Origin of the sequence: Massilia aerilata (genome assembly GCF_042656905.1) — a bacterium.
Classification (GTDB): Bacteria; Pseudomonadota; Gammaproteobacteria; order Burkholderiales; family Burkholderiaceae_D; genus Telluria; species Telluria aerilata.
Map to the genome: position 1 here is coordinate 208,264 of NZ_JBHSMZ010000005.1, position 14,153 is coordinate 222,416.

At 65.8% G+C, this 14,153-nt stretch carries 15 protein-coding genes; 4 read left to right on the plus strand and 11 right to left on the minus strand.

Features of this window, described 5'->3' with window-relative positions:
• The first annotated feature begins 225 nt into the window (after positions 1-225).
• The gene (locus ACFPO9_RS08905) at positions 226-1,290 is read left to right on the plus strand and encodes an SGNH/GDSL hydrolase family protein (protein WP_379769621.1); all 1,065 of its coding nucleotides are present in this window, start codon (positions 226-228) and stop codon (positions 1,288-1,290) included.
• Between the two features lie 142 nt (positions 1,291-1,432).
• On the opposite strand, the gene ACFPO9_RS08910 is transcribed toward ACFPO9_RS08905, so the two are convergent.
• Together ACFPO9_RS08910 and ACFPO9_RS08915 are read right to left on the minus strand one after the other, a co-directional pair.
• On the minus strand, positions 1,433-2,047 hold the full coding sequence (locus tag ACFPO9_RS08910) for a tetratricopeptide repeat protein (RefSeq protein WP_379769623.1): 615 nt from the start codon (positions 2,045-2,047) through the stop codon (positions 1,433-1,435).
• Positions 2,048-2,099: 52 nt separating this feature from the next.
• Entirely contained in the window at positions 2,100-2,861 is a 762-nt protein-coding gene (locus ACFPO9_RS08915; RefSeq protein WP_230029845.1) for a GIN domain-containing protein, read from the minus strand.
• A gap of 322 nt (positions 2,862-3,183) precedes the next feature.
• Here ACFPO9_RS08915 and ACFPO9_RS08920 point away from each other — a divergent pair, with 322 nt between their 5' ends.
• Entirely contained in the window at positions 3,184-4,596 is a 1,413-nt protein-coding gene (locus tag ACFPO9_RS08920; protein WP_379769626.1) for a M16 family metallopeptidase, read from the plus strand.
• 11 nt (positions 4,597-4,607) lie between these two features.
• Positions 4,608-6,026, plus strand: a complete 1,419-nt coding sequence (locus ACFPO9_RS08925) for a M16 family metallopeptidase (protein ID WP_379769629.1) — start codon at positions 4,608-4,610, stop codon at positions 6,024-6,026.
• Positions 6,027-6,095: 69 nt separating this feature from the next.
• Here the strand turns inward: ACFPO9_RS08925 and ACFPO9_RS08930 are convergent, their stop codons facing one another.
• The 7 genes from ACFPO9_RS08930 to ACFPO9_RS08960 form a co-directional block, all read right to left on the minus strand.
• Entirely contained in the window at positions 6,096-6,284 is a 189-nt protein-coding gene (locus ACFPO9_RS08930; protein ID WP_379769631.1) for a hypothetical protein, read from the minus strand.
• A 150-nt stretch (positions 6,285-6,434) separates the two neighbouring features.
• Positions 6,435-8,327 (minus strand): ATP-binding response regulator, encoded by a 1,893-nt coding sequence (locus ACFPO9_RS08935; protein WP_379769634.1) that lies wholly within the window; start codon positions 8,325-8,327, stop codon positions 6,435-6,437.
• Between the two features lie 3 nt (positions 8,328-8,330).
• A complete protein-coding gene (locus tag ACFPO9_RS08940; protein ID WP_379769637.1) occupies positions 8,331-9,656 on the minus strand; it encodes an ATP-binding protein in 1,326 nt (441 codons plus the stop codon).
• A complete protein-coding gene (locus tag ACFPO9_RS08945; RefSeq protein ID WP_379769640.1) occupies positions 9,653-10,687 on the minus strand; it encodes a SpoIIE family protein phosphatase in 1,035 nt (344 codons plus the stop codon). The genes ACFPO9_RS08940 and ACFPO9_RS08945 overlap by 4 nt, the downstream gene beginning before the upstream one ends.
• Positions 10,675-11,142 (minus strand): anti-sigma regulatory factor, encoded by a 468-nt coding sequence (locus ACFPO9_RS08950; RefSeq protein WP_379769643.1) that lies wholly within the window; start codon positions 11,140-11,142, stop codon positions 10,675-10,677. Before ACFPO9_RS08950 ends, ACFPO9_RS08945 begins: the two co-directional genes overlap by 13 nt.
• On the minus strand, positions 11,142-11,498 hold the full coding sequence (locus ACFPO9_RS08955; RefSeq protein WP_379769646.1) for an STAS domain-containing protein: 357 nt from the start codon (positions 11,496-11,498) through the stop codon (positions 11,142-11,144). The genes ACFPO9_RS08950 and ACFPO9_RS08955 overlap by 1 nt, the downstream gene beginning before the upstream one ends.
• A gap of 7 nt (positions 11,499-11,505) precedes the next feature.
• Positions 11,506-12,366 (minus strand): STAS domain-containing protein, encoded by an 861-nt coding sequence (locus tag ACFPO9_RS08960; RefSeq protein WP_379769648.1) that lies wholly within the window; start codon positions 12,364-12,366, stop codon positions 11,506-11,508.
• A 370-nt stretch (positions 12,367-12,736) separates the two neighbouring features.
• Here ACFPO9_RS08960 and ACFPO9_RS08965 point away from each other — a divergent pair, with 370 nt between their 5' ends.
• A complete protein-coding gene (locus ACFPO9_RS08965; RefSeq protein WP_379769651.1) occupies positions 12,737-13,177 on the plus strand; it encodes a DNA-binding protein in 441 nt (146 codons plus the stop codon).
• 39 nt (positions 13,178-13,216) lie between these two features.
• Here ACFPO9_RS08965 and ACFPO9_RS08970 read toward each other — a convergent pair whose 3' ends face one another.
• Both ACFPO9_RS08970 and ACFPO9_RS08975 read right to left on the minus strand, forming a co-directional pair.
• Positions 13,217-13,600, minus strand: coding sequence for a hypothetical protein (locus tag ACFPO9_RS08970; RefSeq protein ID WP_379769653.1), 384 nt, complete (start codon positions 13,598-13,600; stop codon positions 13,217-13,219).
• A gap of 8 nt (positions 13,601-13,608) precedes the next feature.
• A complete protein-coding gene (locus ACFPO9_RS08975) occupies positions 13,609-13,797 on the minus strand; it encodes a DUF6973 domain-containing protein (protein ID WP_379769656.1) in 189 nt (62 codons plus the stop codon).
• Positions 13,798-14,153 lie beyond the last annotated feature (356 nt).

Genomic DNA, 14,153 nt, shown 5'->3' on the forward strand with positions numbered 1-14,153 from the left:
GCACCTTCCTCGTCGCCGGCCTGGCGCTGGCGGCCACCCTTGCCATCGCCCCCACCGGCGCGCAGGCCCAGAACTGGCCGAATGAGCGCTGGGTCGGCACCTGGGGCGCGGGTCCAGGCGGTCCGCCGCTGCCGGCCAACACCCAGACCTTCACCGACCAGACCCTGCGCCTGATCGTGCACTCCAGTATCGGAGGGAATCGGGTCCGGATTCGTATCGAACGAGATGGGCAGCACGCCGCTGCGTATCGGTTCCGCTCACATCGCCTTGCGCGCCGGGGGAGCGGCGAATGGCGCAGATACGCAGGCCGGCACCGACCGGCCGCTGACCTTCAGCGGCAACACGGCGATCACGATCCCGCCCGGCGCGCCGGCACTGTCCGAGCCGGTCGACCTGAACGTGCCGGCGCTGTCCGACCTGGCGGTCAGCATCTACCTGCCGGGCACGGTGGGCGCGACCACCATCCACGGCACCGCCAGCCAGACGAATTACGTCTCGCTGCCGGGCGACTTCACGGGCGCCGCCTCGTTGCCGACCCAGCGCACCATCCTGTCCTGGCCCTTCCTGACCGAAGTGGACGTCGACGGCGGCCAGGCCGCGGGCGGCGCCGCCATCGTCGCCCTGGGCGACTCGATCACCGACGGCACCCGCAGCACGCCCGATACCAACAACCGCTGGCCCGACTGGCTGGCGCGGCGCCTGCAGACCGTGCGCGACCCGATCCTGGGCATCAACACCCGCCTGGGCGTGGTCAACCGCGGCATCAGCGGCAACCGCCTGCTGTCGAATCCGCCGGAAGGCTCGCTGGCCGGCCGCAGCATCCAGGAACGCTTCGACCGCGACGTGCTGGCCGCGGCGGGCGTGCGCTACATGACCCTGATGATCGGCATTAACGACATCGGCAACAGCTCGGCCGCCAATCCGGTGTCCGCCGACGACCTGATCGCCGGCTACCGCCAGGTGATCGCGCGCGCGCACGCCAAGGGCATCGCCGTGTACGGCGCGACCCTGACGCCGTTCGAGGGCGCCGGTTATTACTCGCCGGAGAAGGATGTGGTGCGCCAGGCCGTCAACAACTGGATCCGCTCGAGCGACGAGTTCGACGGCGTGATCGACTTCGACCGCGTGACCCGCGACCCGGCCCACCCGACGCGCTTCCTGCCGGCCTACGACAGCGGGGATCACCTGCATCCGAACGACCTGGGGTATCAGGCGATGGGGGGTGCGGTGCCGCTGGAGTTGTTCAGGTCGGTGGGTGCGGGGTATCTGAAGGCGCCTGAGGCGAAGTAAAACTGACCGTCGTTCCCGCGATCCAAAAACGTCGTCCCCGCGCAGGCGGGGACCCAAGTTTGCCAGCGTTTCGATAGCTCATGCAGAACTTGGGTCCCCGCCTTCGCGGGGACGACGGATGGGCGCGGGGACGACGGACCAATCAGGAGCTGGCGCCCCCGGTCTTCGACTGGGTCGGCAGCGCCGTGCCCGGCTTCCAGTTGCGCGACAGCGACTGCGCTTCCTCGATCTGTTCCTGGGTCATCTGGCGCGCGATGATGGCGCGCTGCTCGGTCGCGCTGCGGTGGCCGTTGGCGGCCGCGAGGTTCCACAGCATGTAGGCGATCACCATATCCTGCGGCATGCCGGCGACGTGGTAGCGGTACATCAGGCCGAGCGCGTGCTGGGCATCCGGGTGGCCCTGCTCGGCCGCCTTGCGGAACCAGGTCACGGCCAGCTTCTGGTCCTGCGGCACCGCGTTGCCGGTGTAGTACATGGCGCCGATCACGTACTGGGCGTCGGCCTTGCCCTGCGCCGCCGCCTTGTAGTGCCAGGCGAAGGCCTGCTTGTAGTCGCGCTGCACGCCGCGGCCCATGTAGTACATCAGGCCCAGCAAATGCTGCGCATCCGCGTTGCCGGCCTTGGCAAGCGGCGTGATCTCCTTCAGCGCCAGCGCGTAATTGCGGGCGTTGTAGGCATTGGCGCCTTCCGTGAAGCCTGCCATCGCACTGCTGTGCAGCCCCAGGGCCAGCAGGATGGCAACGATGTGTTTTCTCATTGTCTCGTTCGGAACGGGTCTTCTTATTGTTGTTCTGTGTGTTGTCGGTGTCTTACTTCCAGCTGACCTTGCCCAGCCCGTCGACCGCCACCTTGCGGTTCAGGGGCTTGCCGTACACCGTCACCGAGCCCATGCCGGACAGGTTCAGGCTGGCGTTCTGGTGCGCCGTGACGCTGGCGTTGCCCAGGCCGGACAGGTCGACGTTGACGCTGTCGGTGACGAACTCCTTCGCATCCAGGCTGCCCAGGCCGCCGAGGTCGGCTTTCAGCCATTTGGCGCGCCCGCTGATGTTCACGAAGCCGGCGCCGCGCAGGTTCAGGTCCACGCCCTCGCCATTCAGGCTCTGCAGGTGCATGCTGCCGATGCCGCCCAGGCTGGCCGACACCAGCTTGTAATTACAGGATATCCGCATCGAGCCGGCGCCATCCAGGCTCAGTTCGAGCTCGTCGCCGGAGAAGCCGGAGACGTCGGTCGAGCCCACGCTTTCCGAGCTCACCTCGCGCAGCGCGGGCAGGGTCAGCTCGGCATGCAGGGAACCCAGGCGCACGCGGCCGTGGATGTCGGTATCGATGTTCAGCGTATCGCCGCTCTGCACGGTGACGGTCTTGGCCAGCCAGCGCGGATCGCCGCTCAGGGTCAGCGTGGCGGTGCTGCCCTGCCGGATCCGCAAATCGACTGCGCCGTCCAGCTTGACGCGCACCACGCGCGCATCGATGGGCCGTGTCTCGGTGGCGACCTCGGGCGCTGCCTGCGCCAGTCCGAAGCCGGCCCAGAAAATGGCGGCCGCCGTGCCGAGAGTGAAAACCTTGTTCATCCAAATCTCCGATTCATGTTCTTGTAAAGCAAGCTTAGCATTTACACATGGTCAGGGTAATCCCCCCGCTCGTCCATGCCCACGGGATTGCGACGAACTGCAGAAATCGCGGTCCCAGCGACGCATAGCCTGGATCGGCATGCAGATGAATAAACAGCGAAACCGATAATTATGCATATAAGTTACTGATAAAACTGTACTTTTTTGTCGCAAAAGTTACTTATTTGCATGACATTGCGCTAATATAAACTGCTGCCTGGATACGATCCGGACAGATGAACGCAGTTTCGAACCAGCCTAAAATCAGAGGTTATCAATGCGCATGCGCCTATTACCCGCCCTGCTGGCCGGAGTATCGCTGTCGATGTCCGCGTACGCCGCGAACAGCGACCAGTGGACCCTGCCGGTCAACGTCAAGAAGCTCGACAACGGCCTGACGGTCATTGTCTCCGAAGACCATACTTCGCCCACCGTCGGCGTCTCGGTCGTCTACCACGTCGGCATGCGCCTCGAGCCGCGCAACCGCACCGGCTTCGCCCACCTGTTCGAACACCTGATGTTCCAGGGCACCCCGAATGCGCCGAAGGGCGTGTTCGACCGCACCATCACCGGCGGCGGCGGCCAGAACAACGGCTCGACCCGTCCCGACTTCACCAACTACATCGAGACCGCGCCGGTGTCCTCGCTCGAGCCCATCCTGTGGCTGGAAGCGGACCGCATGAAGACCCTCGACTTCAATCCGGCCACGCTGAAGAACCAGCAGGACGTGGTGAAGGAAGAGATCCGCGTGAACGTGAAGAACCAGCCTTACGGCGGTTTCAACTGGATCGACATCAGCAAGCTGGCCTTCAACAAGTGGGAGAACAACCACGACGGCTACGGCAGCTTCGAAGACCTCGAAGGCGCCAGCCTGGACGACGTGCGCGGCTTCCACCGCGATTACTACGGCCCGAACAACGCGGTGCTGGCGATCGCCGGCGACGTGACCCCGGCCCAGGGCTTTGCGCTGGCCCAGAAATACTTCGGCGGCATCGCCAGGCGCGCAACCCCGAAGGCCACCGATTTCACCGAAGGCCCGAACACCCAGGAAAAACGCATCGAGCAGAGCGACGCCCTGGCCCAGGTGCCGGCCGTGGCCGCCGCCTGGAAAGTGCCGGCCCGCGGTTCGGCCGACCAGGCCCCGATGGCCGTGCTGTCCGAACTGCTGGCAGGCAGCGACGCCTCCCTGTTCTACCAGGGCATGGTGAAAGGCCGCGAGATCGCGCTGAACATCTCCGGCGGTTTCGGCCTGACCGGCCCGTTCGAATACGATGGCCCGACCCTGTTCACGGTCACCGGCCTGTACAAGCCGAACAGCAGCGCCGATGCGATGCTGGCCGCGATGGACGAAGAGATCGCCAAGGTCGCGAAGGACGGCGTCGACGACGCCACGCTGAAGCGCGTCAAGACCAGCATGGTCGCCGACTGGAACAACAGCCTCGAAAACATCCTGCGCCGCGCCGATACCCTGGCCAAGCTGCAGACCCTGTGGGGCGACGCCAATGTCGTCAACAAGGTGCCGGGCTGGATCGAAGGCGTGACGTCGAAGGATATCCAGCGCGTCGCCGCGACCTACCTGGTGAAGACCAACCGTACCGTGATCGACCGTAAGCCGGTGGCGAAACCCGCGCCGGCGGCCGCGCCGCAGCCGGCCAACAAGGCCGTCACCACCCCGGCCCCAACTGAAAAGAAATAAGGAGCCGCATCATGAAAAAACTGATGCTCATCGCCGCCATCTCGGCGGCCTTCACGACGTCGGCCTTCGCCGCCGAAGCCGCCGCCCCGGCCAAGCCGGCCGGCATGCCCGCCTATGGCAAGGACAAGCCCCTGCCCTCCCCGCACATCGCCAAGAAGACCCTGGCCAACGGCCTGCAGGTCTGGGTCGTGCCGCGCAACGGCGTGCCGCGGGTCGACATGGTGCTGGCCGTGCGCAACGCCGGCTACATCGCCGACGACGCCGCCCATCCGGGCTTCGCCAACATGATGGCAGGCCTGCTGAACGAAGGCACCGCCAGGCATGACTCGCGCGCCATCGCCGAACTGGCCCAGGGCCTGGGCGGCTCGGTGGGCGGCGGCGCGGGCGCCGACGGCATCACCGTCAGCGCCAACGCCCTGGCTTCGCAGGCCGGTCCGATGATGCAGCTGCTGGCCGAAGTCGCGCGCACGCCGGTCTTCCCGGCCAAGGAAGTGGCGCTGGCCAAGGCCAATGCGCTGCAGGCCCTGCGCGTGCAGGAAACCCAGCCGCGCTTCCGCGCCGAGCGCGCCCTCAACCGCGCCGTGTTTGGCGAGCACCCCTATGGCCACACCACGCCGACCGTCGAAGGCATCAATTCGGTCGACGAAGCGCTGCTGAAGGCGGAACACGCCAAGCGCTTCCGTCCGGACCAGGCGCTGCTGGTGATCGCCGGCCGCATCAAGGAAGCCGACGCCATGAAACTGGCCCAGCAAGCCTTCGGCGACTGGAAGGCCGAAGGCGCCGCGCCGGCAGCGGGCGCGAAGGCGCCAGCCGCCGCCAAGCCGGTCCATGTCCTGCTGGAGCGTCCGGGCAGCGTGCAGTCGACCATCCGCCTGGGCGGTTCGGGCATCGCCGCCACCGCCGACGACCAGGTGCCGCTGCGCCTGGCCAGCACCATCCTGGGCGGCGGCTTCTCGAGCCGCGTCAACATCAAGCTGCGCGAAGAAAAGGGCTACACCTACGGCGCCTCGGCCGGCGCGCGCATGATGCGCGAAGGTGGCAGCATCGTCGGCGGCGCCGACGTGCGCAACGAAGTCACCGGCGCGGCCCTGACCGAGTACTTCAACGAGTACAAGCGCATCGGCGGCGAACTGATCTCGCCGCAGGAAATGGAGATGCACAAGCGCTACGTGGCCGGCGGCTACGTGCTGGCCAACCAGATGCAACGCGCGGTGGCGGCGACCCTGGCGTCGAACTGGCTGGTCGGCCTGCCGCCCGAGTACCTGTCGCAGTACGTGCCGCTGATCCAGAAGGTCACGCCGGAACAGGTGCGCGACGTGTCGAAGAAGTACTTCAACCCCGAGAACCAGTCCATCGTGGTGGTCGGCGACAGCAAGTCCGTCGGCGAGCAGCTGAAGGCCTTCGGCGACTTCACCGTCACCGACAAGTAATCGAGCGCGCCTTGCGGGCGTGACCGAGCCTCCCGGGTGCGAGCCCGGGAGGCTTTTTATATTGACGACTTACTTTTTGGCGGACTGCTTGTTGCCGCTGTGCGAAGACTGCTTGGTCTCGCCATGCTCGGCGCGCTGCTTGTTGACGACGCGCGCCGCGACCTCTTCCTCGCGGCCGGGATAGCGGTGTTCCTTCTTGAACTCGGTCTCGAGCTTCTTGAATTCGCGCTCGCGCTTCGGGCTGGCTCCCTTGGGCATGTTGGCCTCCGTCTGGTGGGTTGGTGCCGCCAGATTAGACCCGTCGCGGGCGCCGGTTCGGTGCGTTGACGCACGCAATGCACGTGGGCACAGGGTGCCCACTCTACGATCAGCTGTAGGGTGGGCTCCCCGAGCCCACGTAGCATTCAATCAGCCCTGCAGCGCCTTCTCCAGGTCGTCCAGCTCCGCCGGCTTCACCAGGTGCGCATCGAAGCCTGCCTCCTGCGCCTTGCGGCGGTCTTCCGGCGAGCCGTAGCCGGTATGCGCCACCAGGCGGATGGACTGCAGCGCCGGATGGCGCTTGATCATGCGCGCGACCTCGTAGCCGTCGACGTTCGGCAGGCCGATGTCGAGCACGATCACGTCGGGCTGCTGCGCCAGCGCCAGCTCGACGATGTCGGCGGCGTCGGCGGTGGTGTGGGCCTCGTAGCCCATCTCGGCCAGCAGGAAGGCCATCATCTCCATGGCATCGACGTTGTCGTCGACCAGCAGCACGCGGCGGCCTTTCTGCTCCGCCTGGCCGGCATCGGCGTTGCCGGCGGGCGCCGGATCCTGTGGCGCCGAGGTGCGCAGCACCGGCAGCTCGACCGTGAAGGTGCTGCCCATGCCGATCCCGGGGCTGCTCGCCGTCAGGTGGCCGCCGTGCATCTCGAGCAGGCGCGAGACCAGCGACAGGCCGATGCCCAGGCCTTCCGGCGCGCGGTCCGGCGGCACCGCGGCCTGCGTGAACATGCCGAAGATGCGCGGCAGGTTGTCCTCGGCGATGCCGATGCCGTTGTCCCGGACCGCAATCCGGACCAGATCGCCGTCCAGCTTCACTTCGACCCGGATATGGCCGCCCTTCGGCGTGAACTTGGCGGCGTTGTGCAGCAGGTTGCCCATCGACTGGGCCAGCCGCACCGGGTCGCCCGAGACCCAGATCTGGCGCTCCGGCTGGATCACTTCGAGGTGGTGCGCACGCGCCGCGATCAGCGGGCCGGCGGTCTCGATCGCCTGCGCGATCACGCCGTTCATGTCGACCTCCTCCTTGCGCAGCGCGATCTTGCCTTCCGAGATGCGCGCCACGTCCAGGAGGTCGTCCACCAGGTGCGCCAGGTGGTCGACCTGGCGCGTGATGACTTCGCGCGCGCGCGCCTGGTGCTCGGCCGCGCCGGCGCCGCTCGCGCCCAGCAGCGCGGCCGCATTGCGGATCGGCGACAGTGGATTGCGCAGCTCGTGCGCCAGCGTCGCCAGGAACTCGTTCTTGTTGCTGTCGGCCGCGCGCAGCAGGCTTTCCATCTCCTTGCGCCGGGTGATGTCGCTGGTCACGCGCGCCACCCGGTAGACCTCGTCGCGCGCGTCGCGCACCGGAAACAGGCGGTCGCGTACCCAGCGCGTCGAACCGTCGTCCAGGACGATGCGGAACTCGGCTTCGTAGTGCGGATGCTCCTGCAGGCCGCGCCACATGCCCTCGACCCAGGCGCGGTCTTCGGGATGCACGGCGTCCAGCCAGCTGCCCGGCTCGCGTTCCAGCGACTCGGCGCTGCGGCCCCAGTTCCTGGCATAGGCCGGGCTGACGTATTCGAGCGCACGCGCCGGCACCGAGAACATCCAGAACACGTCTTCGATGTTCTCGGTCAGCTGGCGGAAGCGTTCCTCGCTGTCGCGCAGCGCGTTCTGGGTCTGGCGCATGCGCAGCAGCGCGTTGACGTTGGCGATCAGCTCGTCGGCTTCGATCGGCGCCGCCAGGTAGTTGTCGGCGCCGCCTTCCAGGCCGCGGATCTTGTCGGCGCGGCCGGTCAGCGCGGCGGAAGTCTGCAGCACCAGCACCAGCGCGCTGTCGGGGTCGGCCTTGATGCGGCGGCAGACCTCGATGCCGTTGATGTCCGGGAGCTTGACGTCCAGCAGGACCAGCGCGATGGCACGGCGCTTGACGGCCACGAGCGCATCGGTGCCGTTGGTGGCTTCCATGACCTCGAACCCGGCGCTCTGCAGGATCCGGGTCTTGGCGTAGCGGGCGCCATCGTTGTCGTCGACGTTGAGGATCAGGGTTGGGGTAGTCATCTTCTATCCATCGATGTGCGGAAAACTGCGCGGCAGGATCAGGCTGAAGGTGGAGCCGGCGCCGACCTGGCTCTCGACCTCGACCCGCCCGCCGAGCAGTTCGGCCAGCTTGCGGCACAGCGGCAGGCCGAGTCCCGTGCCCTTACTGCGGCGTTGCAGCGGGTGCTCGATCTGGCTGAATTCTTCGAAAATCAGTTGCAGGTTGTCCGGGCCGATGCCGATCCCGGTGTCGCTCACCGCAAAGGTAATGGTATCGCGCTCGCGGTCCAGGTGGGCGCGCACGCGGACCGCGCCCTGCTCGGTGAACTTCAGCGCGTTCGAGATGAAGTTGCGCAGCACCTGGGCGATCTTGCCCTCGTCCGACTCGAAGGCTTCCTCGAAGTCCGGGGTCTCGAACACCAGCTCGACCCGGGCCTCGTCCACCAGCGGGCGCAGCATGCCCTTGAGCGCGCGGAACAGGTTCTCGGGCACCACCGGCGCCAGCTGCAATTCGACCTTGCCGGCCTCGATCTTGGCCAGGTCGAGCAGGTCGTTGACCAGTTCCGACAGGTCGTTGGCGGCCTTCTCGATGAACTTCACCTGGCGCTCCTGCTCCTCGGTCAGGTCGCCGTCCAGGCGGGCCAGCAGCAGCCCCGCCAGCGCGCGGATCGAGGACAGCGGCGTGCGCAGCTCGTGGCTGGTGTTCGACAGGAAGCGCGACTTCATCTCGTCGGCCTTGCGCAGGCGCTCGGCCTTGTCTTCGATCTCGGCGTACAGCGCGACGATGCCGCGGTTGGTGTCCTCCAGTTCGCGCGTCAGCCCGAGCAGGTCTTCCTGGCGTTCGCGCAGCTCGGCCAGGGTGGCCACCAGTTCCTGGTTCTGCTGGTGCACCTCCAGGTAGCTGTTGGCGACCGGGCTGTCCTTGGCCAGCTGGGCGCTCAGCGCGGCCAGGCGCGGCCCGTCGATCCAGGCCTGGAGCGGCAGGAGCTTGCACATCGTGACCGTCGGCGCGCCATGCGTGTCAAACCCGATGTCGCACTCGTCCATCAGGCGGTGCGCCGTCACCACGGCGTCGTCCGGCAGGGTCTTGCCGGCCGCGGCGGCGCCGGCGGTGATCGTCATCTCCAGGCACTGGCGGGTGGCGCTATGGTCGCGCAACTGGAACAGCGCGCGCCCGCCGAAGCCCAGCTGGCAGGCGCCGCGCGCGACTTCCGACACCGCGGTGGCGATGCGCACCTGCTCCTGCTGCGAAAAGCCGAGCAGCTTCGATACCTGGCGCGCGCGCTGGCGCACCAGCACCACGTCCTGCTCGCCCGACAGGCGGACGTTGAGAATCCGCTGCGCGTTCATGCGTGCTCCTCATGGCGCCGGCCGACCAGCACCAGCGCATCGTCGCGGCCGCGGATGAAATCGCGCATCAGGATGCCGGCCACCAGCAGCGGTGCGCGCCCATGCAGGCCGGGATAGTCGTTCAGGTCCCACTGGGTCTGCACGCCGTCGGAATGCAGGATGACCAGCGCGCCCGGCGGGCAGTCGGCGGTGAATTCCTGCACCTTGCGCATGTTGGCGCCGACGATGCCATTGTGCGAGACCAGCGCGCGGCGCGCGGCGCCGTCGTGGACCACGCAGCTGACGTTGCCGATGCCGGCAAAGCGCACCTCGTTGCCCGAGTAGTCGATGCGCGCCACCGACAGCGCCGCGCCGCGCGTGATGCGCAGCGCCTCGTGCGCGGTGTGCAGCACTTCGGATGGGCTTGAAGCCGGCCGGCGCTCGAGCGCGTGGACGGCCGCGCGCGCGGCCTTGGCCGCTTCCGGGCCGTGGCCCAGGCCGTCGACGCCGAGCAGCGTGGCGCCGTCGAGATCGCAGCTGGCGGCCCAGCCGTCGCCACAGGCTTCTTCGCCGGCCAGCGGCACGAACAGCGCCCCGACCTCGATCCCGCAGGGAACCGGCGGCGGACTGCCGCGCCACAGGCGCATGAAGAAGGCCGCGCCCTTGCCGGGCAGGGACCAGACGTCGAATTCGTCGGACTGGCGCTGCAGCGCGCCGAGGCCGTTGCCGGCGGTGCCGGCGGTCGAGACGCCGTCGCGCAGGCTGGCTTCGAAGTCCAGGATGCCGGGCCCCTTGTCGATCGCCAGCACGTCGATGCCCGCCATCGCCGCGCCGGATTGCGCGCGCATGACGTAGAGCGTGCCCTCGCCGGCATGCTTGAGGATATTGGTGCCGGCCTCGGTGATCACGATCGCCAGGCGGCCCGCCTGGACGTCGTCGAAGCCCAGTTCGTCGGCCAGCTTCTGGCCGGCGCGCCGGGCGGCGGCGATGTCACTGGCGTGATTGATCGGGAAGACGAGTTGCGGGTGCAGAGAACTGATCAGCGTTTCCATTTGACGATAGACACTGCCGTGCCCTCTCCCGGCCGGGAATCGATCTCGAACTCGTCCGCCAGGCGCTTGGAGCCGCTCAGGCCGAGGCCCAGGCCGCCGCCGGTCGTGTAGCCATCGCGCAGGGCCAGCTCGAGGTCGGGAATGCCCGGCCCATTATCCACGAAGATCAGGCCGACCCCGCGTTTGAATCCATCTTCCAGCGCGTCGAGGTGAACCTCGCCGCCGCCGCCGTACTTGATCGTGTTGCGCCCGAGTTCGCTGGCGGCGGTCACCAGCTTGGTCTGGTCGACCAGCGACAGCCCGATCGCCACCGCGCGCTCGCGCACGTGCTTGCGCAGCCCGACCACGTCCTCGTCGGAACGCAGGGGCAGCGTCAAGCGCGCAGTGCGAAGCCGGGCATGCAGCTCGAGCAGCGCGGTATCGAAAGTCACAGTGGAACTGAGAGCTGCGCTCATCAAAAATGGGTCTTTCCTAACAGGGCCATGCCTTTTTCGACGTTCAGCGCCGTCTTCACGCCATGCAGGGTCAGGCCCAGCTCCACCAGCGTGATCGCGACCGCCGGCTGCATGCCGACCACCACGGTCTGGGCGTCCAGCACGCGCGCCATCGCGGCGGTGTTGCTGATCATACGCCCGATGAAGGAGTCGACCAGGTCCAGCGCCGAGATGTCGATCAGCACGCCCTTGGCGTTGTCGCGCACGATGCGCTCGGTCAGGTCGTCCTGCAGGGTCATGGCCAGGCGGTCATGCATGTCGACCTGGATCGTCACCAGCAGCAGGTCGCCCATGCGGAGAATCGGGATGCGTTCCATGCGGATCTCAGCCCTTCTTCACGATCGCGGTGCCGGTGCGCTCGAGCGCGACCACGAAGGCGTCGGCCAGGCTGGCCTTGGTGGTCACGTCTTCCAGGTTGACGCCGAGGTGGACGATGGTCTGGGCGATCTGCGGGCGGATGCCGCTGATGATGCAGTCCGCGCCCATCAGGCGGGCGGCGGCGATGGTCTTCATCAGGTGCTGGGCGACCAGGGTGTCCACGGTCGGCACGCCGGTGATGTCGATGATCGCGATGGCCGCGCCGGTGTCGACGATCTTCTGCAGGATGTTTTCCATCACCACCTGGGTACGCGCCGAGTCCAGGGTGCCGATCAGCGGCAGCGCCAGGATGCCGTTCCACAGCTTCACGACCGGGGTCGACAGCTCCAGCAGTTCCTGCTGCTGGCGCACGATGATCTGGTCGCGCGCGCGCTGGAACACTTCGATGGTGTACAGGCCGAACTTGTCGAGCAGCGAGCTGATGGCCCAGGAAGCGTTGGCCAGCACCGCCGGCTCGCCGGCGAAGCCCGCGTTCAGATGCTTGAACAGCGGCTGCTTGAGCGAGAACACGAAGGTCGCGGTTTCGCTCGGCGTCGAGCCGCCCTTGGCGCGCGAGGACGAGATTTCGGACAGGATGTCGCGCGCTTCGTCCCACGAGCGGTGCTCGATGTTCTGCAGCTCGCCGCCGCGGGTACCCTTGGCGAAGGCGGCCAGGAATTGCTGGCAGTGCCTGCGCAGCTGCTCCTTCGAGACCACGTTCGAGCGGACCGTCAGCGCTTCCAGCTGCGCCACCCATTCGGCGCCGATGTCGGCCTCATGTTCCTGAATGATCTGGCTGATGCTGGCCGCGTAGTCCTGAGTGGTCATCTTGCTTTCCTTTGTCTTGGAAGGTGGTTAAGGCCCTTTCAATATTGCAACTAGGGCCATTCTGTTAAATGGCCCACTATACCATTCATTTCCTGGATGCTACGGCACGTTTGCAGGCGCGTGCCGGCGCCGTGCTGCGTTGAACGCGAGCACGCAAAAGGAATTGGTGGAAGTGAGCGTGATGAATCGGTTTTGCCGGCGCACAGGGATCGGGTGGCCGGGATTTGAGGAATTTGATTTTACTGAGATTTTCCGATTTGGGCAGCAATAATTTGTATGCACGTTGCACAATTTGCTAAGCAGCGAACCAAGCGCGCCGCCCGGCAGTGTTACAGTCGGGCACGCCATACCACTCAACCGGATAACATAGATGAGCCTACAAAATCTGCTGGAGATCGGCAGCCTCGACGAAGCCAGGCCGGACCGCGCCGATATCCAGCGCTTGCTGGCGGCAGCCGAACGCAACCTGGATGATGCCGGCGTGACCGCCATCAGCAACGAAAACCGCTTCGACGCCGCCTACAAGTGTGTCATGCAATGCGCGATTGCCGGACTGCTCGCGAATGGCTATCGCACTTCCACCAGCAAACCCGGACATCACCAGACCGCAATCCAGTCACTGCCGGTTTCGATCGGCCTGGACAAGAGCACCGTGGTGCAACTCGACGATTTGCGGGAGCTTCGGAACTGCGACGATTATGAAGGCGTGCCGGTCAGCGCCGCCGCGCTCGAGGACGCGCAGAAGCAGGCGGGCGCGCTGCTCGACCACTTCAGGAGCTGGCTCAGGGAGCATCATCCGGAGCTCGCTTGACGCGTGAAAAAATCGCCAACGGGCCCGGCAAACTCAACTTTACTTGTCCTGCACCGGTGGCACCAGAATAACTTCACGAACTTTTCCGCTATTTTTGTCCGTCATGAAGACCCACAGATAGCTGCTGCCGTACTCAGTCCTCACCGTGCCCGGCCCAACGAGATAGGCCGGATATTCGTCGTAGTCGTAATAGCCTGTCGAAGGCCCAAGCAAATCCTTCACTTGTTTGCCGGTAAGCTCGGTAACGACATGTTTGCCAAGGAAGGACGCGATCATTTGACCGCGCTCTTCCTGCGTCCCGCCCCTCCATGCCTGCGCGGTGAATTCTCGTGTACCCAGCTTTTTCGCCTGCTTCTCGATGGATTCACCTGAACATCCAGAGAGCACAGCAATCGATAGCACTGCCGCAGACAGGAAACGCATCTTCACCCTCATTCGTCGAGCACCTTGAGTTGTCCTGAGTTCAAGGCGAAGTCCGATCCTTTGCTCCGGCGAATCTTGAGCCCGATCGAATTGTTATGCATCTCCATTACCTTCTCGGCTGGATCATTTGTCGGCGATGATTCGTGCGCTGTCGTGAACCTTAGCGCACCCGCGTATCCGATATCACGCGACAGCAATGCGGACTAAAAACAATGGCGAAATGCATCCGAGCGGTCATTGTGTCCATTTCTTCCAAAGCGCCGCCGGGTTTCCGCGTATGCCGTGTCTTTTGATGTCTTGATAGCAGCCGCATGTTCCGGATACATGAAAATATAAACCTTCTCATCCCTTGTCAGCTGAAGAAACTGTTGGATGGCAGATGAAGACGCCATGTGGACTCCTGAGGTCGATTGGACCTGACAAGTCTTCCCTTACTTCGCCGCACCGTATTGCCGCTTCTCAACGACATCCCCATCCGATCGCTTCCTTCATGGGCTTCACCGTCGACTGCTTGTGATCTGGTCGAAAATAAAAAAACCACCAGGCTCACGCA